This is a genomic window from Amycolatopsis solani (assembly GCF_033441515.1).
In the GTDB taxonomy this organism is placed as follows: domain Bacteria; phylum Actinomycetota; class Actinomycetes; order Mycobacteriales; family Pseudonocardiaceae; genus Amycolatopsis; species Amycolatopsis solani.
Map to the genome: position 1 here is coordinate 4153232 of NZ_JAWQJT010000001.1, position 20669 is coordinate 4173900.

At 72.5% G+C, this 20669-nt stretch carries 16 protein-coding genes and 1 pseudogene; 10 read left to right on the top strand and 7 right to left on the bottom strand.

What is annotated here, in order from left to right:
- Window positions 1-69 precede the first annotated feature (69 nt).
- The 4 genes from SD460_RS19190 to SD460_RS19205 all read left to right on the top strand — a co-directional run bounded on the left by SD460_RS19190 (window position 70) and on the right by SD460_RS19205 (window position 6057).
- Complete coding sequence (locus tag SD460_RS19190) at window positions 70-3351, top strand: phosphodiester glycosidase family protein (RefSeq protein ID WP_318306575.1); 3282 nt, start codon at window positions 70-72, stop codon at window positions 3349-3351.
- 30 nt (window positions 3352-3381) lie between these two features.
- Window positions 3382-4338: an ABC transporter ATP-binding protein gene (locus tag SD460_RS19195; protein ID WP_290062849.1), complete on the top strand. Its 957-nt coding sequence runs from the start codon at window positions 3382-3384 to the stop codon at window positions 4336-4338.
- 82 nt (window positions 4339-4420) lie between these two features.
- The gene (locus SD460_RS19200; protein ID WP_290062847.1) at window positions 4421-5227 is read left to right on the top strand and encodes an ABC transporter permease; all 807 of its coding nucleotides are present in this window, start codon (window positions 4421-4423) and stop codon (window positions 5225-5227) included.
- Entirely contained in the window at window positions 5227-6057 is an 831-nt protein-coding gene (locus SD460_RS19205) for an ABC transporter permease (protein WP_290062848.1), read from the top strand. Before SD460_RS19200 ends, SD460_RS19205 begins: the two co-directional genes overlap by 1 nt.
- A 94-nt stretch (window positions 6058-6151) precedes the next feature.
- Here SD460_RS19205 and SD460_RS19210 read toward each other — a convergent pair whose 3' ends face one another.
- Window positions 6152-7579, bottom strand: coding sequence for a S8 family peptidase (locus tag SD460_RS19210; protein ID WP_318306464.1), 1428 nt, complete (start codon window positions 7577-7579; stop codon window positions 6152-6154).
- Between the two features lie 538 nt (window positions 7580-8117).
- On the opposite strand from SD460_RS19210, the gene SD460_RS19215 reads away from it, so the two are divergent.
- The 5 genes from SD460_RS19215 (at window position 8118) to proB (ending at window position 14849) form a co-directional block, all read left to right on the top strand.
- Window positions 8118-11408: a translation initiation factor IF-2 N-terminal domain-containing protein gene (locus SD460_RS19215; RefSeq protein ID WP_318306465.1), complete on the top strand. Its 3291-nt coding sequence runs from the start codon at window positions 8118-8120 to the stop codon at window positions 11406-11408.
- A 162-nt stretch (window positions 11409-11570) separates the two neighbouring features.
- Window positions 11571-11885 (top strand): 50S ribosomal protein L21, encoded by a 315-nt coding sequence (gene rplU / locus SD460_RS19220; protein ID WP_003067132.1) that lies wholly within the window; start codon window positions 11571-11573, stop codon window positions 11883-11885.
- Between the two features lie 39 nt (window positions 11886-11924).
- A complete protein-coding gene (rpmA, locus tag SD460_RS19225; protein ID WP_290060653.1) occupies window positions 11925-12182 on the top strand; it encodes a 50S ribosomal protein L27 in 258 nt (85 codons plus the stop codon).
- Between the two features lie 106 nt (window positions 12183-12288).
- Window positions 12289-13743 carry a GTPase ObgE gene (obgE, locus tag SD460_RS19230; protein ID WP_290060651.1) on the top strand — a complete coding sequence of 485 codons (1455 nt, stop codon included), beginning with the start codon at window positions 12289-12291 and terminating at the stop codon, window positions 13741-13743.
- Window positions 13740-14849, top strand: a complete 1110-nt coding sequence (gene proB, locus SD460_RS19235) for a glutamate 5-kinase (protein ID WP_290060649.1) — start codon at window positions 13740-13742, stop codon at window positions 14847-14849. The genes obgE and proB overlap by 4 nt, the downstream gene beginning before the upstream one ends.
- A 40-nt stretch (window positions 14850-14889) precedes the next feature.
- Here proB and SD460_RS19240 read toward each other — a convergent pair whose 3' ends face one another.
- Entirely contained in the window at window positions 14890-15603 is a 714-nt protein-coding gene (locus tag SD460_RS19240) for an SDR family oxidoreductase (RefSeq protein WP_290060648.1), read from the bottom strand.
- A gap of 62 nt (window positions 15604-15665) precedes the next feature.
- Here SD460_RS19240 and SD460_RS19245 point away from each other — a divergent pair, with 62 nt between their 5' ends.
- Window positions 15666-16265, top strand: a complete 600-nt coding sequence (locus SD460_RS19245; RefSeq protein ID WP_318306466.1) for a TetR/AcrR family transcriptional regulator — start codon at window positions 15666-15668, stop codon at window positions 16263-16265.
- On the opposite strand, the gene SD460_RS19250 is transcribed toward SD460_RS19245, so the two are convergent.
- The 5 genes and pseudogenes from SD460_RS19250 to SD460_RS19265 form a co-directional block, all read right to left on the bottom strand.
- Entirely contained in the window at window positions 16235-16519 is a 285-nt protein-coding gene (locus SD460_RS19250; protein WP_290060644.1) for a putative quinol monooxygenase, read from the bottom strand. The genes SD460_RS19245 and SD460_RS19250 overlap by 31 nt on opposite strands.
- Window positions 16516-16902, bottom strand: a complete 387-nt coding sequence (locus SD460_RS19255; RefSeq protein WP_318306467.1) for a PPOX class F420-dependent oxidoreductase — start codon at window positions 16900-16902, stop codon at window positions 16516-16518. Before SD460_RS19255 ends, SD460_RS19250 begins: the two co-directional genes overlap by 4 nt.
- A gap of 26 nt (window positions 16903-16928) precedes the next feature.
- A pseudogene (locus SD460_RS46980) lies at window positions 16929-17111 on the bottom strand (hypothetical protein); the annotation flags it as partial.
- Window positions 17030-18313, bottom strand: a complete 1284-nt coding sequence (locus SD460_RS19260; RefSeq protein WP_290060641.1) for an MFS transporter — start codon at window positions 18311-18313, stop codon at window positions 17030-17032. The pseudogene SD460_RS46980 and the gene SD460_RS19260, both read right to left, overlap by 82 nt.
- A gap of 98 nt (window positions 18314-18411) precedes the next feature.
- On the bottom strand, window positions 18412-20523 hold the full coding sequence (locus SD460_RS19265; RefSeq protein ID WP_290060639.1) for a RecQ family ATP-dependent DNA helicase: 2112 nt from the start codon (window positions 20521-20523) through the stop codon (window positions 18412-18414).
- Between the last annotated feature and the right edge of the window lie 146 nt (window positions 20524-20669).

Consider the following 20669-nt stretch of genomic DNA (forward strand, 5'->3'; position numbering starts at 1 on the left):
CCACTGCGCTGTGCTGATCCGGCCCACGCTCACTCGATACTGGGGTACCTGGTGAAGAAGTCACGCACGGTGCTGCCGTTCGTCGCCTTGGCCGCGACGGTGTTCGCCGCTCCCGCCCACGCCGACCCGCTCAGAGCGCCGCTCGGCACGCCGCCGGTCGAGGCCGCGCCCGCCGCGTCCTCGGCCCACGAAGGCCCGGCCGCCTTCGCCGCCGCGGACCCCGACGACGGGCTCGTCACCGGCAGCGCGACCACCGAGGTCGCGCCCGGGCTGAGCCTCACCCAGTTCGACCGGTTCGACCCGGCGGGCTGGATCCGCGGCGACACCCTCGCCGTCGACCTGGGCAGCAAGGTCCTGAAGCCCACGTACCTCAGCCCCGGCACGGTTTCCGCGCGCACACCGCTCTCGCAGCAGGTCGCGCGCGCGGGCGCGGTCGCCGGCGTCAACGGCGACTTCTTCGACATCAACGCCACCGGCGCCCCGATCGGCGTCGGCATCGACGGCGGGCAGCTGCAGACCGCGCCCGCCGCCGGCCACAACCTCACCGCGTCGATCACCGACGAGGGCAAGGCGCGGCTGGCTTCGGTCTTCCTCGAGGCCACCGTGACGCTGCCGGGCGGCACGGCGAAGGCCACGAACTTCAACAGCCCGGTCCTCGGCACGGACGCGATCGGCGTCTACACGCCGTTGTGGGGTGCTTCCGGGCGCGCGACTTCGGTGGCCGGGGCCACGCGGGTGCGCGAGGTCGAGCTCCGCGACGGGGTCGTCACCGCCGTGCGCGAGCAACCCGCGAGTGGCCCGATCGCGGCGGGCACCACGCTGCTGCTGGCCCGCGAAGCCGGCGCGGACGCGCTCGCCGCGCTCGAACCGGGTGACCAGGTCGGCGTCACCTACGCGCCCCGCTCGGACGCCGGGAAGATCGCGGTCGCGGTGGGCGGCAACGAAGTCCTGGTCCGCGACGGCGTCGTGCAGCCCGTCGACAACGTGGCCATGCACCCGCGGACCGCGGTCGGCTTCTCCGCCGACGGCAAGCGGCTCTGGCTGGCCACTGTGGACGGACGGCAGGCCGACAGCCGCGGCCTGACCGAGCTGGAACTGGCCCGGCACATGAAGAACCTCGGCGCCGACGACGCGATCAACCTCGACGGCGGCGGGTCCTCGACGCTCTTGGCGCGCACCGAGGGCGAGGCCGCGCCGAGTGTGCGGAACTCGCCGTCCGACGGCGGGGAACGCCTGGTGCCCAACGGCATCGGCTTCGCGACCGTGCCGGGCAGCGGCAAGCTGACGGCGTTCTCCCCGGCGACCGCCGTGGCGACAGCGGACGCGAACCGCGTGCTGGCCGGCCTGACCCGGCGCCTGGTCGCCGACGGCCACGACGAAACCGGCGCCGCGGTGGCGGCCGAGCCGCACTGGGCGACGTCCGACCTCCGGCGGGCCACCGTGACCCGCGGGGTCGTGACCGGTCACAGCGCGGGGTCCGTCGACGTCTTCGCGAAGTCCGGCCGCGCGTCCGGGAAGACGACGCTTTCCGTGCTGGGCATGCCGGTCCGGCTGGGCACCAGCACCGAGCAGGTCGCGCTGTCGGCCGCCGGGGCGAAGAGCACGTTCAAGGTCTACGGCTACGACGCCGACGGCTACGGCACCTGGCTGGAGCCCGACGACGTCAAGCTCGACTACGACCACTCCGTCGTGCGCGTCGAGCCGTCGGGCGACGGGTACGCGGTGACCGCGCTGACCGCGTCCGGGGCGACCGCGATCACCGCGTCGGCCGCGGGCTTCACCACGCACCTGGCCGCTTCGGTGGGCACCGTGCCGCAGGTCGCCGCCCCGCTGGACGGCCCGGCGGGCTGGACGGCGACGGTGTTCCCGGCGGTCGTCGGCGCGGCGCTGTCGGCGGCACCCGGGCGCGACGGCGGGGCCGGTCTGGCGCTCGACTACCGGCTGACCGGCACGAACGCCACCCGCGCGGCCTACGTGACGCCGTCCGCGCCGCTCGCCGTCCCGGCCGGCACCCAGAAGATCGGGCTGTGGGTGAACGGCGACGGCAAGGGCGCGTGGCTGCGGGCCGAACTGCGCGACGCCGCGAACGTGGCGTCCGTCGTGGACCTTTCGCTGAGCGTGGACTGGACGGGCTGGCGGTACGTCACGGCCGCGGTCCCGGCCGGGCTGCCCGACGGTCAGCGCCTCGCGCGGTTCTACGCCGTCGAAAACGTGCCGGACCAGCAGTACGAAGGCCGGCTGGTGTTCGACGACCTGACGTTCGAGGTGGCGCCGACCACTTCGGTGCCCGCCGACCCGGCCCCGCGCGACCCCGCGCTGGTCACCGACGGCGTGCTGACCGGCGGCCTGCGCGTCGCGGTGGTCAGCGACGCCCAGTTCACCGCGGACGACCCGGCCGGCCCGCTGGTCGCCCAGGCCCGGCGGGCGCTGCGCGAAGCCGTCGCCGCGAAGCCGGACCTGGTGCTGATCAACGGCGACTTCGTCGACCGGGGGACGGCGCCCGACTTCGCGCTGGCCCGTCAGGTGATCGCCGACGAGCTCGACGGCAAGGTGCCCTGGTACTACGTGCCGGGCAACCACGAGGCCGAGGCGGGCAACGGGCTCGCCAACTTCCAGGCGGTCTTCGGGGAGACCCACCGCGTCGTCGACGTGCACGGCATCCGGCTGGTGCTCATGGATTCCTCGCGGGGCTCGCTGCGGGCGGGCGGGTTCGACCAGGTCCGGATGCTGCGCTCGGCGCTCGACTCGGCGGCGGCGGACCGGTCCGTGCGCGGGGTCGTCGTCGCCATGCACCACCCGGTGAAGGACCCCAGCCCGACCGGGAATTCGCAGCTCGGCGACCGGAAGGAAGCCACGCTGCTGACCCAGTGGCTGACCGGGTTCGAGCAGGCGTCCGGCAAACCCGCCGCCTCGGTGGCTTCGCACGCCGGCGTGTTCTCGCTGTCCCGCGTGGACGGCGTGCCGTACCTGGTCAACGGCAACTCGGGCAAGGCACCCGCGGCCGCGCCGGGCGACGGCGGGTTCGTCGGCTGGACGCTGCTGCGCGTCGACCCGGTCGACCGCGCCCAGCCGGTGCGCTTCGAGACGCGGCCGAACGTCGACGCGCTGACGGTGTCCGGGCCGTCTTCGCTGGCCCGCGGTGAACGCGCGGTCGTCAGCGCTTCGCTGCGGCAAGGCACGCGGGACGTGCCGGTGTCCTACCCGGTGAGCGCGGACTGGTCGGTCGGCGGGGGCGTCGTCGCGTTCGATCCCGCCACGGGCGTGCTGACGGCGTTGCGGCCGGGCGTCGCGCGGCTCTCGGTGACGGTCAACGGGGTGACGGGCACGCTGGTCGTCACCGTGCGCGGCTAATCCGTTCGGTTTTTGTCGGTGCCCGCTCGTATGGTCGGGGGTGTGGACGAATCGGAGGACCGGGAACCGGCACTGGTGCAGGCCAAAGCACTGGTGAAGCGCTTCGGCGGGTTCGAGGCGGTGCGCGGCATCGACGTCGAGGTGCGGCGCGGGGAGGCGTTCGGCTTCCTCGGGCCCAACGGCGCGGGCAAGTCGTCGACCATGCGGATGATCGCGTGCGTGTCCCCGCGCACCGACGGCGATCTGCGCGTGCTCGGCGCCGACCCGGAGGTCGCCGGGCCGCGGATCCGCGCGCGCCTGGGCGTGGTGCCGCAGCAGGACAACCTGGACGTCGAACTGACGGTCCGGGAGAACCTGGTGATCTACGCCAGGTACTTCGGCCTGTCGCGGGCGGCGGCCCGGCGCAAGGCCGAGGAACTGCTGGAGTTCGCGCAGCTGACGGACCGCGCCGACGACAAGGTCGACCCCCTCTCCGGCGGAATGAAGCGGCGGCTGACGATCGCGCGGTCGCTGGTCAACGACCCGGAGCTGCTGCTGCTCGACGAGCCGACGACGGGCCTGGATCCGCAGGCCAGGCACCTGCTGTGGGACCGGCTGTTCCGCCTGAAGGCCCAGGGCACGACGCTGATCGTGACGACGCACTACATGGACGAGGCCGAGCAACTCTGCGACAGGCTGGTGGTGATGGACCACGGCCGCATCGCGGCGGAGGGCTCACCATCGGACCTGATCAAGCGCTACTCGACCCGCGAGGTCGTCGAGCTGCGCTTCGCGTCGGGGGACCAGGCTGCGGCGGCTCAGCAGGTCGAGGAGCTGGCGCAGCGCGTGGAGATCCTGCCGGACCGGGTGCTGTTGTACAGCGACGACGGCGAAGCGGCCCTGGAGCACGCGCACGCCCGCGGGGTGCGCCCGCTGTCGAGCCTGGTGCGCCGGAGTTCACTGGAGGACGTCTTCTTGCGGCTGACCGGCCGGACGCTGGTGGACTGATGCCGACGAGAACTCCTGCACCGCCCCGAGCGGCGACCGGCTTGGCCCGCCCCTGCCACACCGCAACCCCCGGGCGGCGCCCGTGACCACCGTCGAATCGACCGGCCGCGTGGTCGGCAAGTGGCACGGCGCGTGGCTGCGCGTCGAGGGCTACTGGACCTGGTACCGCCGCCACTGGGTGTCCACTTTGTACTCCACCGGCCTGCAACCGGTGCTGTTCCTCGCCGCGATGGGGCTCGGCTTCGGCTCGCAGGTCCGGCCGGGCAGCGTCACCGGCGGCCTGTCTTACCTCCACTACATCGCACCCGCCCTGCTCGCCGCCGGCGCGGCGCAGCAGGCGGTCGGCGAATCGAGCTACCCCGTGCTGTCGGGGTTCAAGTGGCAGAAGGACTACCTCGCCGTCACGGCGACCCCGGTGTCCCCGGGCCAGGTGTTCGGCGGCCACCTGATCTGGTCGGCGATGCGGCTGACGCTGGCGGGCGCGATCTACGCGTTCGTCGCGCTGTTCTTCGGCGCCTGGACCGGGCCGGGGGTGCTGCTGGTGATCCTGGCGGGCACCGTCACCGGGCTCGCCTGCATCACGCCGATGGCCGCGCTCGCCGCGCGGACGTCCGACGAGGGCCAGCGCTTCGGGCTGATCTTCCGCTTCGTCGTGATGCCGATGACGTTGTTCTCCGGCACGTTCTTCCCGATCACCCAGCTGCCGGCCGCGATCCGCTGGCTGGCTTGGCTTTCGCCGCTGTGGCACGGCACGCAGCTGGCCCGCGGCGTCAGCATCGGCGGGGTCGGCGGCTGGGCGATGCTCGGCCACTTCGCGGTGCTCGCGGCGTTGTTCGCGGCCGGGTGGGCGCTCGCGCACCGGGCCTTCTACCGGAGGCTGGTGGTCTGATGGTGAGCGTCCAGGCCCCACCGCGCCGCGCCGGGCTGCTGCTGCGGGTGCTGCCACCCGGGCTGTACGCCGGCCGTGCGCGCACGCTCGTCGAGCGCTCGGTCATGGTCTACCGCGGCAACTGGCTGATCTTCCTGTCCGGCGCGGCCGAGCCGTTCCTGTACCTGCTGGCGTTCCAGCTCGGCTTCGGCACGCTGGTCAGCGAGGTGGCCGGCCCGGACGGGCGGCCGATGAGCTACGTCGCGTTCGTCGCCCCGGCCTTGCTGGCGACGTCGGCGATGAACGGCGCGGTCTTCGAATCGACGTACAACCTGTTCTTCAAGCTGCGCTACGCGAAGCTGTACGACGCGATGCTGGCCACCCCGATCGGCCCCCTGGACGTCGCTCTCGGCGAAATCGGCTGGGCGATCACCCGCGGCGGCCTCTACGCGGTGGCGTTCCTGGCGATCGCGGCGGCGATGGGCCTGCTGGCGTCGTGGTGGGCCCTGCTGATGGTCCCGGCGGCGCTACTGGTCGGCCTGGCCTTCTCGGCGATCGGCATGGCGCTGGTGACGTTCGTGCGCTCGACGGCCCAGTTCGACTACATCCAGCTGGCCCTGACCCCGATGTTCCTGTTCGCGACGACGTTCTTCCCGCTGTCGGTGTACCCGGAGCCGCTGCAGTGGGTGGTCCGCTGCCTCCCGCTCTACCACGCGATCGAGCTGATGCGCGGCCTGGCGACGGGCCTGCTCTCCGGCTCGATGCTGATCAACCTGGCGTACCTGCTGGTCTTGGGAGGGGTGGGCCTCTGGGCGTCGACGCGCCGCATCGCCAAGCTGCTCCTGACGTGACGACCAGCGGCCGCCCGAGCAAGGTCGCGAATGACTCATTCGGGACCTCCGGCGTCCCCAATGACTCATTCGCGACACCCCGCGGCGCCGGCGCTCACCGAGCCGGGTCCGGCCGTCCCGCCGGTGCGACAGCCGCCAGCGCGTCCGCCATCCCGTGCCCGTAGAACCCGTTGTAACCCTCGTACCCGGCGCAGTACGCGTCCTGCGTCCCGTCGCCGGTCAAGTCGTAGTCGGCCGGGCACGCCATCGGCGTCGCCTGCGCGTCGAGCGTCCGGCGCAGCTGCCGTGGCCGCGCGCCGGGGTCGCGGGACGCCAGCAGCGCCAGCACCCCGGTCACGTGCGGCGCGGCCATCGACGTCCCGCACAGCGGCGCGTACCCGCCCGGCACCGTCGAAAGGACGCACTCGCCCGTCTCGCCACCCGGCGCCGTGACGTCGATCACGCCCAGCCCGTACGAGCTGTAGCCCGCCTTCACCCGGTCCGACCCCACGGCCGACACCGCGACGACGTCCCGCAGCCCGGCCGGCAGTGCTTCGCAGCCGCTGCCCGCGCCCGGTGAGCCGGATCGCGCCGAGGGGGTCAGGTCGACGGCTTCGTTGGTCGCCGCCGCGACGTTCAGCGTGCCCGCCGACGTGCTGTACTCCACCGCGCGCGCCAGTGCCTCGTGCACCACGCCGCGGTCGTTGCCGCGGATGCACGAGAGCGTCCACGGGTTCACGAAGAAGCTGCTGTTCGTCAGCCGCATGTGCCGGGACGCCGCCCACATCAGCCCGCACACCGCGGCTTCCGGGTCGGCGTAGCCGCGGTCGTCGATCACCTTCACCGACGCCACTCGCACCCCGGGCGCCACACCGGTCACACCCCGCCCGTCGTCGGCCGCGGCGATGATGCCCGCCACGTGCGTCCCGTGCACCGACGTCGTCGGCGTCCAGGCCGCGGGCGCGCGGTCGGGAGCGCCGGTCAGGCAGCCGGCCGAGTCGTCCGGGTCGAGTGCGGCGGCGAGGTCCGGGTGGTCCGGGTCGACGCCCGAGTCGAGCACGCCGACGACGACGTCGCGGCTGCCGTCCGAGAAGCCGCGCGCGCGGCCCGCGTTGATCATCCGCATGTCCCACTGCTGCGCGCTCAAGTCCGTGGTGGGCACCTTCGCGGGGTCGGTACGGGGCAGCGCCGCCCGCGCGGGCTGGGGTTTCACCGCGTCCGTGGCGCGCTGCGCGGCCAGCCGCTCGGCCTGGGCGCTGAACGCCCGGTCGAGCCCGACCCGCTCGCCGAAGCCCGGGTCGCCGGAGGTGGCGACCGCCACGGCGATCTGCGGGTAGTACACGGTGGTGGCGCCGCACGCGCCGGTGATCTGCCCGCGGGCCGAGGACTCGGTGGTGCCGCGGTCGAAGGTGACGACGTAGCGCAGGGACCGCCCGTGGGCGCAACCGGGCTCGGCGGCCACCGCCGGACCGGCGGTGACGCATCCCGAAAGCACCAGGACGGTGCACACGGCCGCCCGCAGCGGCCGCGCCAGCAGGGACACCGGACCTCCCACCGGATGCAGGTACCGCGGGTGCCGGTGCGCGCGATCTCTCCGGCCACCCCGAGCCGCACGGTAGCCACCCGGTGCCCGGCGGACAAGCGCTGCGGCCAAGTTCGCCCGGCCGGTGGCCCCCGCGGCGCGCCCGGACGCCTGCGGGAGGTACCGAGTACACCGGAGTGGTCACCCGGTGTGGGATACTCGCAGTGGCCGCTGGGCCGCGGGGCGCACGTGAGAGGTGCTGCCCGCGGTGTTTCGGCCCGGTGATGTGCATGAACTCCCGCTACGCGTCGCCGCCCGTGAACCGGGCGGCTGGACGACGTGGCGGGCGGCCCGGGGGCCGCGAGTGGGTCACGCACGCCGCCGAGCAGACCTTTGACCGGGTTGCGCCCCATCGGAAGCGGTGGTGCGGCGCCCGGTCGTCGGGCAAGGATTCCCGCCGCTGGTGACCACCACGGCGGAACGAACAGAAAGGGGCCCCTGCGCGGCCGCGTCCCTGCCGGTGCGAATCGGCAGACGCGCCCGGGGGCGGAGGAGACACATGTCGAACGCGGAAACACCCGCCGAGCACACCGGCGGGAATCCCGCCACACCCACGACCGGCCCGCTGGCCGACCTGCCCGCCCGGATCCGGGTGCACGCGCTGGCCAAGCTGCTCGAGTCGCACAGCCGGGACATCCTCGCCAAGCTCGCCGAGCTGGGCGAAAGCGTGCGCAGCGCACAGTCGAGCGTGACCAGGGAAGTGGCGCTCAAGGTGGGCGAGGCCTTCGCCGGCGGCCAGCCGGCGCCCGAGGAAGCGACGGCCGCTCAGACCGACGCCGACCAGGGCCGAGGCCAGGCTGACGCCGGTCAGGCCCCCGCCGCGGACCGCGGCCAGTCCGACGCCGACCAGGGCCGGACCACCGGCCGAGGCCAGTCCGACGCCGGCCAGGCCGCCGACCAGGGCGGGCCCACCGGTCGCGCCCAGTCCGACGCCGGTCAGGCCCTCGACCAGGCCCGGCTCACGGACCGAGGCCAGTCCGACGCCGGCCAGACCGCCGACCAGGGCCGGGTCACCGGCCGAGGCCAGGCCGACACCGACCAGGGCCGGACCACCCGCCGCGGCCGGGGCAACGCCGACCAGGGCCAGCCCGGCCGCACCCGCGGCGACGCCGGCCAGCCCCAGAACCAGGCGCCGGCCGAGGTTTCCCCGGCGTCCGACGCGCCGTCCGCCGAGGCCGAGAAGCCGCGCCCGCGGCAGAAGACCCGCGCCCACCTGCCGGTCTTCGCCGCGCCGTCGCCGGTCTTCCTGCCGCCGGAGCCGTCCGAGCGCGCGGTCAAGCCGGCCCGCAAGCCGGCCGACCCGTTCGCCGAGCCGGAGCTCCGCCCGGAACCCCGTCCCGAGCGCCGCCCGGAGCCCGAAGCCGCCGCGGACGAAGCCGAAGACACCACCCCCGCCACCGACAACGGGGACGACGACGAGGACGCCGGCAGCCGCCGTCGCCGCCGCCGTGGCCGCCGCGGCCGGGGCCGCGGCAAGGGCGCCGAAGGTGGCGAAGAAGGCACCGAGAACGACGACGACCAGGCCGAAGAGCAGCCGCGCCGCCGGGGCCGCAACGGGGACGAAAAGCCCGAAGCGGACGCCGAAGAGGCCGAGGAAGCCGCCGGCCCGGCCGCGGAGTCCGACGACGACGAGGGCGAAGGCGGCAGCAAGCGCCGTCGCCGCCGCCGTCGCCGCAAGGGCTCGGACGGCGACGACGCCGAGGGCACCGACGACCCGCCCAACACCGTCACGCACGTCCGCCAGGCCAAGGCCGAGCAGCCCGAGCGCCCGGCGCGCGACGAGGTGCGCAGCGTCCGCGGGTCGACCCGCCTGGAGGCCAAGCGCCAGCGCCGCCGCGACGGCCGCGAGGCGGGCCGCCGCCGCGCCCCGATCCTGTCCGAGGCCGAGTTCCTCGCCCGCCGCGAGTCGGTCGAGCGCACGATGGTCGTGAACGAAAAGGGCGACTCGACGCAGATCGGCGTGCTCGAAGACGGCGTGCTGGTCGAGCACTTCGTGACGCAGTCGGGCTCCGGCTCGATCGTCGGCAACGTCTACCTCGGCCGCGTCCAGAACGTGCTGCCGAGCATGGAAGCCGCGTTCATCGACATCGGCCGCGGCCGCAACGCCGTGCTCTACGCCGGCGAGGTCGACTGGGACGCCGCCGGGCTCGAGGGCAAGGCCCGCAAGATCGAGCAAGCGCTGTCCACCGGCGACTCCGTGCTGGTCCAGGTCACCAAGGACCCGGTCGGGCACAAGGGCGCCCGGCTGACCACGCAGATCTCGCTGCCCGGCCGCTTCCTCGTCTACGTCCCCGCGGGCGGCGCCACCGGCATCTCCCGCAAGCTGCCGGAGAACGAGCGCCGCCGGCTCAAGGACATCCTCAAGCGGATCGTCCCGGAGGACGCGGGCGTCATCATCCGCACCGCCTCCGAGGGCATCGGCGAGGAGGAGCTGGGCCGCGACGTCGACCGCCTGAAGGCCCAGTGGGACGTCATCAAGGAGAAGGCCGCCGCCGGTTCCGGCAAGAAGGGCGGCGCCCCGACCATGCTCTACGAAGAGCCCGACCTGCTGGTCAAGGTCGTGCGTGACCTCTTCACCGAGGACTTCGCCAAGCTGGAGATCCAGGGCAACCGGTCGTGGGAGACCATCAACGACTACGTCCGCCACGTCGCACCGGAGCTGACCGAGCGGGTCAAGCGCTACACCGGCACCGGTGACGTGTTCGCCGACCACCGGATCGACGAGCAGATCACCAAGGCCCTCGACCGCAAGGTCTGGCTGCCGAGCGGTGGTTACCTGGTCATCGACCGCACCGAGGCGATGACGGTCATCGACGTCAACACCGGCAAGTTCACCGGATCGGGTGGCAACCTCGAGGAGACGGTGACCCGCAACAACCTGGAGTCGGCGGAGGAGATCGTCCGCCAGCTCCGGCTGCGGGACATCGGCGGCATCATCGTCATCGACTTCATCGACATGGTGCTCGAGTCGAACCGCGAGCTGGTGCTGCGCCGCCTCACCGAGTGCCTCGGCCGCGACCGCACGCGTCACCAGGTCGCCGAGGTCACCTCGCTCGGCCTGGTCCAGATGACCCGCAAGAAGATCGGCACCGGCCTGCTGGAGGCGTTCTCGACGCCGTGCGAGCACTGCAAGGGCCGGGGCGTGCTCGTCTCGACCGAGGTGCAGCGCACCGGCGGCGGTTCGGGCCCGTCCCAGGGCGGGAACGGCAACGGCGGCAACGGTGGCGGCGGCGGGGAGAAGAGCTCCCGCCGGTCGCGCGGCCGCGGCAAGGGCGAGGAGGCCGCCAAGGAGCAGGCCGAAGCCGCCAAGGCCGAGGTGCACGCCGTCCCGTCGCCGGAGCAGCGCGAGTCGATCGCGTCGGCGGTGGCGGCGATGGCGAACGCGTCGAAGGCCGTCAAGGACCACGACCACGGCGCCGTGAACGGCAACGGGCCGGTCCCGGAGCCCGCCAGGGAGGTCGCGGACATCCCGGCCACCACCGAGGCGGACGAGACGCCGGTGACGGCGGAGCCGCCCGCTGAGCCCGCGTTGGAGGTCGCCGACATCCCGGTGACCACCGAAGCGGACGAGGCCCCGGTGCCGCAGGACGAGGAGCCCGCGGTCGAGGCGTCGCCGGCGCCCGAATCGGCGGAAGAGCCGGTCAACGAGTCTTCGGAGGCCGCTCAGCCGGTCGCCGAACCCGAGGTCAGCGTGCCCGAACCGGCCGTGCGCTCCACCCGGCGCCGTCCGCGCCGGGCAGCATCGCGGCCCGCGGGCCCGCCGGTGCACGCCTCGGACCAGAGTCAGTGATGCATTAGGGGGACCCCGGTGGTAACGCGCCGGGGCACCCCACGTAACCTGTAGTACGGCCTGCCACCAGAGCAGGTCGCTGCGCGAGTTCAGGACCGCCGTAGTTCAGGTGGGCCGATCGCGCGGGCCCCCACCCATTGTCGAGCAATGCAGGAGACTTCCGTGTCGGCGTACGCGATCGTCAAGACCGGCGGCAAGCAGTACAAGGTGGCCGTCGGCGACGTCGTCGAGGTCGAGAAGCTCGAGGGCGAGCCGGGCACCGAGCACATCCTCCCCGCCGTTTTGTACGTCGACGGTGGCGATGTCACCACGGACGCCGACGCGCTGGCGAAGGTCTCGGTCACCGGCAAGGTCGTCGAGCAGACCAAGGGTCCGAAGATCCGGATCCACAAGTTCAAGAACAAGACGGGCTACCACAAGCGTCAGGGTCACCGGCAGAAGCTGACCCGCGTCGAGGTCACCGCCATCTCCCTGTAAGAACTTTCTCCGGATCTTAGTTAGAAAGAGGACTGGGCTATGGCTCACAAGAAGGGTGCTTCCAGCTCCCGCAACGGTCGTGACTCGAACGCGCAGCGCCTCGGCGTCAAGCGCTACGGCGGCCAGGAAGTCAACGCGGGCGAGATCCTGATCCGCCAGCGCGGCACCAAGTTCCACCCCGGCGTGAACGTCGGCCGTGGCGGCGACGACACGCTGTTCGCCCTGGCCGCCGGTGCGGTCAAGTTCGGCGAGAAGCGTGGCCGCAAGACGGTCAACATCGTGCCGAGCGAAGTCTGAGTTTCGGCTTCGACGTAGCTTTCTGAGCGAGGGGTGGGCCGGAATATCCGGTGCCACCCCTCGTTTCTTTATGTGTCCGATCTTCCGCAGGTGAAAGAGGCAAGTCATGGCGTCCCGGTTCGTGGACCGTGCGGTGATCCACCTGACCGCAGGTGACGGTGGGAACGGCTGCGCCTCGGTGCACCGCGAGAAGTTCAAGCCCCTCGGTGGCCCCGACGGCGGCAACGGCGGCAACGGCGGCGACGTCCTGCTGGTCGTCGACCCGAACGTGCACACCCTGCTCGACTTCCACTTCCGCCCGCACGCCAAGGCGGGCAGCGGCAAGATGGGCCAGGGCGGCAACCGCGCGGGCGCGGCGGGGGAGTCGCTGATCATGAAGGTGCCGTCCGGCACCGTCGTGTTCACCGACGACGGCGAGCTGGTCGCCGACCTGATCGGCCCGGGCACCACGTTCGTCGCCGCCCAGGGCGGCCGCGGCGGCCTCGGCAACGCGTCACTCGCGTCGAAGGCCCGCAAGGCACCCGGTTTCGCGCTGCTCGGCGAGCCGGGCGAGAGCCGTGACCTGACGCTGGAGCTGCGTTCGGTCGCCGACGTCGGCCTGCTCGGGTTCCCGTCCGCCGGCAAGTCGTCGCTGATCTCGGTCCTGTCCGCGGCCAAGCCGAAGATCGCGGACTACCCGTTCACCACGCTCGTGCCGAACCTCGGCGTCATCACCGGCGGCGACACCGTCTTCACGATGGCCGACGTGCCCGGCTTGATCCCCGGCGCGTCCGAGGGCAAGGGCCTCGGCCTCGACTTCCTCCGCCACATCGAGCGCTGCGCGGTGCTGGTGCACGTCGTCGACTGCGCCACGCTCGAGCCGGGCCGCGATCCGCTGTCCGATGTGGACGCTCTCGAAGCCGAACTCGCGAAGTACACGCCGAGCCTGGGCGGGAAGCTCGAGGAGCGCCCGCGGGTCGTCGTCCTCAACAAGATCGACGTCCCGGAGGCCGCCGAGCTCGCCGAGTTCGTCCGGCCGGAGCTGGAAGCGCGCGGCCTGCGGGTGTTCGAGGTCTCGACGGCGTCCCGCAAGGGCCTGCGGGAGCTGACTTTCGCGCTCGCGGCCGTCGTCGAGCAGTACCGCGAGGCGCAGCCGGTGCTGGAGCCGGAGAAGATCGTCCTGCGGCCGCTCGCGGTCGACGACTCCGGGTTCACCGTCGAGGTCGACCCGGAGGAAGAGGGCGCGTTCATCGTGCGCGGCGCCCGGCCGGAGCGCTGGATCCGCCAGACCGACTTCGCCAACGACGAGGCCGTCGGCTACCTCGCCGACCGGCTCGACCGCCTCGGCGTCGAGGACCAGCTGGCGAAGCTCGGCGCGAGGCCCGGCAGCCCGGTCACGATCGGCGACGTCCAGTTCGAGTGGGAGCCGTCGACGCCGAGCGTCGCGGTGCACCTGTCCGGCCGCGGCACCGACGTCCGCCTGGAGCGCACCGACCGGATCGGCGCGTCCGAGCGCAAGGAAGCCCGCCGCATCCGCCGTGAGGGCACGGGCGAGTTCGACGGCCTGGACGACGGCGAGTGAGCGGCACCCGGCAGGCCATCGCGGCGGCACGCCGCCTGGTGGTCAAGGTCGGTTCGTCGGCGCTGACCACCGCGGGCAGCGGCCTCGACGTGGCCCGCCTGGACGCGCTGGTCGACGCGATCGCCGAGCGCGTCGCCCGCGACACCCAGATCGTCCTGGTGTCCTCGGGCGCGATCGGCGCCGGCCTGGCCCCGCTCTCGCTCGGCAAGCGCCCCCGCGACCTGGCGACGCAGCAGGCGGCGGCGAGCGTGGGCCAGCTGGCGCTGGCGCACGCGTACGCCGAATCGTTCGGGCGGTTTTCGCTGACGGTCGGCCAGGTGCTGCTGACGTCCGACGACGTCGTCCGCCGGTCGCACTACCGCAACGCGCAGCGCACGTTCTCCCGGTTGCTGGCACTGGGCGCGGTCCCGGTGGTCAACGAGAACGACACGGTGGCGACGGAGGAAATCCGCTTCGGTGACAACGATCGCCTGGCCGCCCTGGTGGCCCACCTGATCGGCGCGGACGCGCTCCTCCTGCTGTCCGATGTGGACGGCCTCTACGACGGTGACCCCCGGGACGGCGCGACCCGCAAGCTGACCGAAGTCCTCTCGGAGTCCGATGTGGACGGAATCTCGGTCGGCATGTCCAGCTCCGGCCTGGGAACGGGCGGCATGGTCTCGAAACTGGCGGCCGCCCGGACCGCGGCGGGCGCGGGCATCCCGGTTCTCTTGGCCGCGGCTTCGGAAGCCTCGGCGGCGTTGACCACGGCTTCCCCCGGCACGGCCTTCGCCCCGGCGGACACCCGCCTGTCGGCCCGCCGCTTCTGGCTGGGCTACGCGGCGGACACGACGGGCCGGCTCCGCCTGGACGACGGCGCGGTGACGGCGGTGGTGCGCCGCCGCCGTTCCCTGCTGGCAGCGGGTATCACGGGCGTGGAGGGCGACTTCCAGGCCGGCGACGTGGTGGACCTGGTGGACGCGAAGGACCGTGCGGTGGCCCGTGGCGTGGTGGCGTTCGACGCGACGGAACTCCCGGACCTGATCGGCCGTTCGACCCCGGAACTGCCGGAGGAGCAGCGACGCGAGGTCGTCCACGCGGACGATCTGGTCCCCCTGCGCCGCTGACCCGCCCGAGACCCCGCACTTTCACGTGAAAGTGCGGGCCTCAGCCCACCGACACCAGGCGTGCGCCGCCGTCGGCTTCCAGGATCGTGCCCGTCAGGTTGGCGTTCGTCGCCGCCAGCGCCACCACCTCGGCCACGTCGTCCGCGGTCGCCACCCGGCGTGCCGGGATCGACGCCGCCGTCTGGGCGAAGAACCCCTCCCGCACCTCCGCCGGGAAGCCGCTCCACCAAGCCGTGTCGACGACCCCCGGCGAGACCGCGTTGACGCGCCGCGGTGCCAGCTCCACCGCCAGCGGCTTGACCAGTGCTTCGATGGCCGCGTTCAAGGCGCCGATCCCGGCCGTCCCGGGCATCGCCGCCCGCGCGGTGATCGCGCTGAGCAGCGTGATCGAGCCGTTCGCGGCCAGGTGGGGCAGCACGGCCTGGATCGTCGTCAGGTGCGCCCAGAACTTTGCGTCGAACGCCCGCCGCAGCACGTCGAGGTCCAGTGAATCGATCGGGCCCATGCCTTCGGCGCCCGAAAGGCTGACCACCAGCACGTCGACCGTTCCCAGCGAGGACGCCAGCGCGGCCATCGCCGTGGCGTCGCCGCCGTCGGCCCGGTGGCCGGTCAGGTGCGGGTCGCTCAGTGCGACGTCGTCCAGGCGTTCCTTGCCGCGGCCGGTGAGGTGGACTTCGTAGCCCTGCCGGTGCAGCCGCCGCGCGGTCGCCAGGCCGATGCCCGAAGTGCCGCCGGCGACGAGAGCGATGCTCATGCGTTGTTCCCAATTTCGAACCGGTACGTCTCGTTTCGAAATCGACGGTACCATCGGATCCCATGACCGACCAGTCCCGTCCCGGCCGCAAGCGCAGCGAGCAGAGCCGGCTGGCGATCCTCGCCGCCACGCTCGACCTGGTCGCGGAGGCGGGCTACGGCACGCTGACCGTCGAAGGCATCGCCGCGCGCTCGGGCGTCGGCAAGCAGACGATCTACCGCTGGTGGCCGTCGAAGGCCGACGTCCTGCTCGACGCGCTCGCGACCAAGGCTGACCTGCAGATCCCGATCCCCGACGAGGGGTCGTTCCGCGCCGACCTCGAGCGGTTCCTGGGCAGCACGTTCGAGCTGGGGGAGAAGGAGCAGGTCGCGGAAACGCTCCGGGCGCTCATGGCGCAGGCGCAACTCGATCCGGAATTCGGCAAGCGATTCCGCGAAGACTTCCTGAACCGCCGGCGCGAAGCACTCGGCACGATCGTCGACCGCGCTCGCGAGCGCGGCGAACTGCCCGCGGGTGTCGCCCCCGGCACGGTGCTCGACGTCGTGTTCGGCGTGCTCTGGTACCGCCTGCTGGCCACGCGCGAGCCGATCGGCCAAGGGCTGGCGGGTGAACTGGTGACGCTGCTAGCGGCTCACGGCGCTTCGACCGCCGAAATGCGGTAGCGCGCCACGGAGGCGTCGAGGATCTGCGCCGACTGCTCGTCCGACGGCCCGGACCCGCGGAAGCGCTCGAGGTCCTCATCGGACTCCCAGCGTTCGTACACGGTGATCCGGCCGTCGTCGAGCAGGTCGGCGCCCAGCGCGTAGTCGAGGCAGCCCGGCGCTTCGCGCGCCAGCTGCACGGCCTCCGCGCAGCCGGCCAGGTAGGCGTCCCGTGCCTCCGGGGCGACCGCGAGCCAGCCGGCGATGATGATCACGTCGTGATCCGGTCCGCTTTGACGGTCAGCAGCAGCCGAGTCTGATCGCGACCACCCCACCACGGGTACGGGCCGCCGAGGTAGCGCTGCGCCAGCTTCTCGATGTGCTCGACCGCGCCGTCCTCGGTCGTGTCGACGACCTGCCCGCGGATCGCGTAGTACCGCGACGGCCGGTCGCGGTCGGCCACGTTGAGCGCCACCCGCGAGTCGCGCTCGATGTTGCGCTGCTTCTGGTGCCCCAGCACGGTGTTGACCAGGATGTGCGTCCCGTCGCTGTCCACCCAGGTCTGGGTGAGCTGCGGCGAGCCGTCCGGCATCGACGTCGCCAGGAAGCAGAGGCTGGGTTCGCGCAGCAACGCGACGAGGTCGGCGGGCAGTTCCAAGGGGGCCTCCGCGATAGCCGTTCGGGCGCTTCGATGCCGAGCAGCGAGAGCCCGAGCGCGAGCGTTTGCGACGTCAGCGTAGTCAACCCCAGCCGGGACGCGCGCAGCGACGGCGTTCGCGAAGGGGTTACCGCAGCTCGCTGCCCTTGGTCTCGGGCAGCGTGAGGATCACCGCGAACGCGATCGCCGCACCGACGGCGACGTACCAGAAGTAGAGCGTCTGCGACACCGCGCCGAACAGCGTGATGAGCAGCGGTGCGGTGCCCCCGAAGACCGCGACGGTCAGGTTGTACCAAGCGCCGATCCCGAGCGCGCGCAGTTCGGTGGGGAACAGCTCGCTCATGATCGCCGGCGCGATCGACGTCATCGCGGTGTACAGCCCGAGCCCGACGCAGAACACGACGAGCAGGCCCCCGATCCCCGGACCGATCAAAGTGGACAGCGGGACGACGACGATCGCGGTCGCACCGGACCACACGAGCAGTTGCGGCTTCCGCCCGAACCGGTCCGACAACGCGCCGAGCGGGTACTGCAACGCGATGAACAACGCCGTGCCGACCGAAAGGGCGAGGAAGACGACGTCCGCGTCGGCGTGCCGGGTTTTCACCGCGAAGGACGTGAGCGCGCTGAAGAAGGTGTAGTAGCAAAGGGTCGAGAGCATCGTGAAGCCGATGAGCCGGACGACGGCCTTCGGGTGGTGCGTCAGCGTCGTCAGCAACGGCCGTTCGATCTTCCGGGCCTTGACCTTCGTCTGCTCGAACAGCTCGGTTTCGGCGAGGCTGCGCCGCAGCCACAACCCGACCAGGCCGAAGACGCCGCCCAGCAGGAACGGCAGCCGCCAGCCCCACGCCGTCAGCTGCGCCTTGTCCAAGCTCCGCGCGAGCACGAAGCCGAGGACGGTCGCGACGAGCACGGCCGAGCCGGTCGAGATGTAGAAGAACGCCGAGTAGCGCCCCCGGCGTTCCGCGGGCGCGATCTCGCCCAGGTAGGCCGACGCGTTGGACACCTCGCCGCCCAGCGACAGGCCCTGGGCGATGCGCGCGAGCAGCAACAGGATCGGCGCGAGCCAGCCGACCTGCGCGAACGTCGGCAGCAGCCCGATCGCCACCGAGCCGCCCGCCATGAGCAGGATGGTGAGGATCATGGCGGGTTTTCGCCCCCGGGTGTCGGCGAAGCGCCCGAGCAGGACGCCGCCGAGCGGCCGGAAGAAGAACGCCAGCGCGTAGGTCGCGAAGGTGTTGATCAGGGCCAGCGTGTCGTTCCCGGAGGGGAAGAACGCGCCGGCGAAGTAGATGCTGAACGTCGCGTAGATCGTCCAGTCGAACCACTCCAGCGCGTTGCCGGCGCTCGCCGCGAACAGCTTGCGCACCGGCAGCCGGTGGCGCTGCTCCTGCACGGTGGACTCGGTCATGGCGGCCTCCCGTCACCCGAAGGTGGAACGGGACTTTGCCACATTCGTTCGCGGTGCGAAAGATCCTGACTGCCCGGTTTCCCCGGTCCTCCCTCCTCTCAGGCCGTGCTGGCCAGTGCGAACGGCAGCACGGCGGGTGCCCCGGCCCGCCTCAGCAGCCGGGCGGCCAGCGTCATCGTCCAGCCGGTGTCGATGACGTCGTCCACCAGCAGGACCGGCCCGGCCGGCAGCGTGGCGGCGAGGTCGGCGGGCATGCTCATCCGCCGCCACAGGTCGGCCAGCCGCTGTGCGCTGTTGGCCTGCCTCGGGGGTGGCCCTTCCGCGTCGAGCGCGCCGAGGAAGTCCAGCTTGCCGATCTCGGCCAGTCGCGTCGCGAGGCTGTACACGAGCTGTGGCCTCGTCTCCGACGGGACGGCGATCACCGCCACCGGCCGCTCGGCCCACTGCCACCCGGCGAGCACCTGGACGCACGCCTTGAACACCGAGTCGGGGACCTCGGCGTCCGGTGCTCCGGCGCCGACGAGCTCCCGCAGCCGGTTGCCCCAGCCGACGTCGGTGAGCCGCCCGAGGACCTGGCCCGGCTCGGCCTGGTCGTCGGCCGAGATCCGGCCGGACACCGGAACGTCCAAAGAGGACATCCCGGTGGGCCACTGCTTCCGCGGCGCGACCTCGACCCCGGGTCGCTGCAGGCGTTCCCGGGTCGCGGTGACGACGTCGTCGGCGACCGCCGTGTCCCAGTGCTGCCCGGTGCAGTTGTCGCACCGCCCGCACGGCGCCGCGTCGGGGTCGTCGAGCTGCCGCCGCAGGTATTCCATCCGGCAGCCGTCGGTCGCGAGGTAGCCGAGCATCGCGTTCTGCTCGCGGTCGCGCGCCTCCGCGACCCGCTTGTAGCGCTCCCGGTCGTACTGCCAGTCCTCACCCGTGCTCGTCCAGCCGCCCTTGACGCGCCGGACCGCGCCGTCGACGTCCAGCACCTTGAGCACCATTTCCAGGCGGGAGCGGGAGAGCTCCACGGACGGCTCGAGCGCGGCCGTCGAAAGGGGACGGTCGGCGTAGGCGAGGGTGTTCAGCACCTGCGTCACCCGGAGCTCGTCGGGGAAGGCCAGTGACCCGAAGTACGCCCAGATCGCCTTGTCCTCCTCGCCGGGCAGCAGCACGACTTCGGCGCGTTCCACACCACGCCCGGCGCGGCCGACCTGCTGGTAGTAGGCGATCGGCGAGGACGGCGCGCCGAGGTGCACGACGAACCCGAGGTCCGGCTTGTCGAACCCCATGCCCAGCGCGGAAGTCGCGACGAGCGCCTTGACGCGGTTGCCGAGCAGGTCGTCCTCGGCCGCCTGCCGGTCGGCCGGGTCGGTCTTGCCGGTGTAGGCCGCCACCGGGTACCCGCGGTCCTTCAGCAGCGCCGCGACGTCGTGCGCCGCCGCGACGGTCAGGCAGTAGATGATCCCCGACCCGGGCAGCTCGGCCAGGTGCTCGGCGAGCCACGCCAGCCGTGCCTGCGACGTCGGCAGCCGGCACACCGACAACCGCAGGCTTTCCCGGTCGAGGCTGCCCCGCAGCACGAGGGTGTCGCCGCCGGTACCGAGGCCCAGCTGCTCGGCGACGTCGGTGACCACGCGGTCGTTCGCGGTCGCCGTGGTCGCCAGCACCGGCACGCCTTCCGGGAGGTCGCCCAGCAGGGTGCGCAGGCGCCGGTAGTCCGGCCGGAAGTCGTGGCCCCAGTCCGAAATGCAGTGCGCCTCGTCGACCACCAGCAGGCCGGTGCTCGCGGTCAGCTTCGGCAGCACGTTGTCGCGGAAGTCCGGGTTGTTCAGCCGTTCGGGGCTGACCAGCAGGACGTCCACCTCGCCGGCCGCGACCGCCGCCTGGACCTGGTCCCACTCCTGGGGGTTCGCGGAGTTCATCGTCGCCGCGTGGATCCCGGCGCGCGCCGCCGCCGAGATCTGGTTGCGCATCAGCGCGAGCAGCGGCGAGACGATCACCGTCGGCCCGCTTCCCTGTTCCCGCAGCAACGCCGTGGCCAGGAAGTACACCGCCGACTTGCCCCACCCGGTGCGTTGCACGACCAGCGCCCGGCGCCGGTGCGCGACCAGTGCCTCGATGGCCGTCCACTGGTCTTCGCGCAGCTTCGCCGAGTCGCCGGCCAGCGCACGGAGGAGGGTCTCGGCGCGGTCGCGGAGGGCTGGGGTGGTGCTGGTCGTGTCCACGTCCCCACGTCTACCCCATGGCACCGACGAACCGGGAATCGGCGGCGGCGCGAACGGACCGTTCGTGACGAATACGGGTGGTTATGTGACCTGAATCACATCCATCGCCCGGTCGGGCCGGGTGGCGAACAGCACCCGGCGTCCCG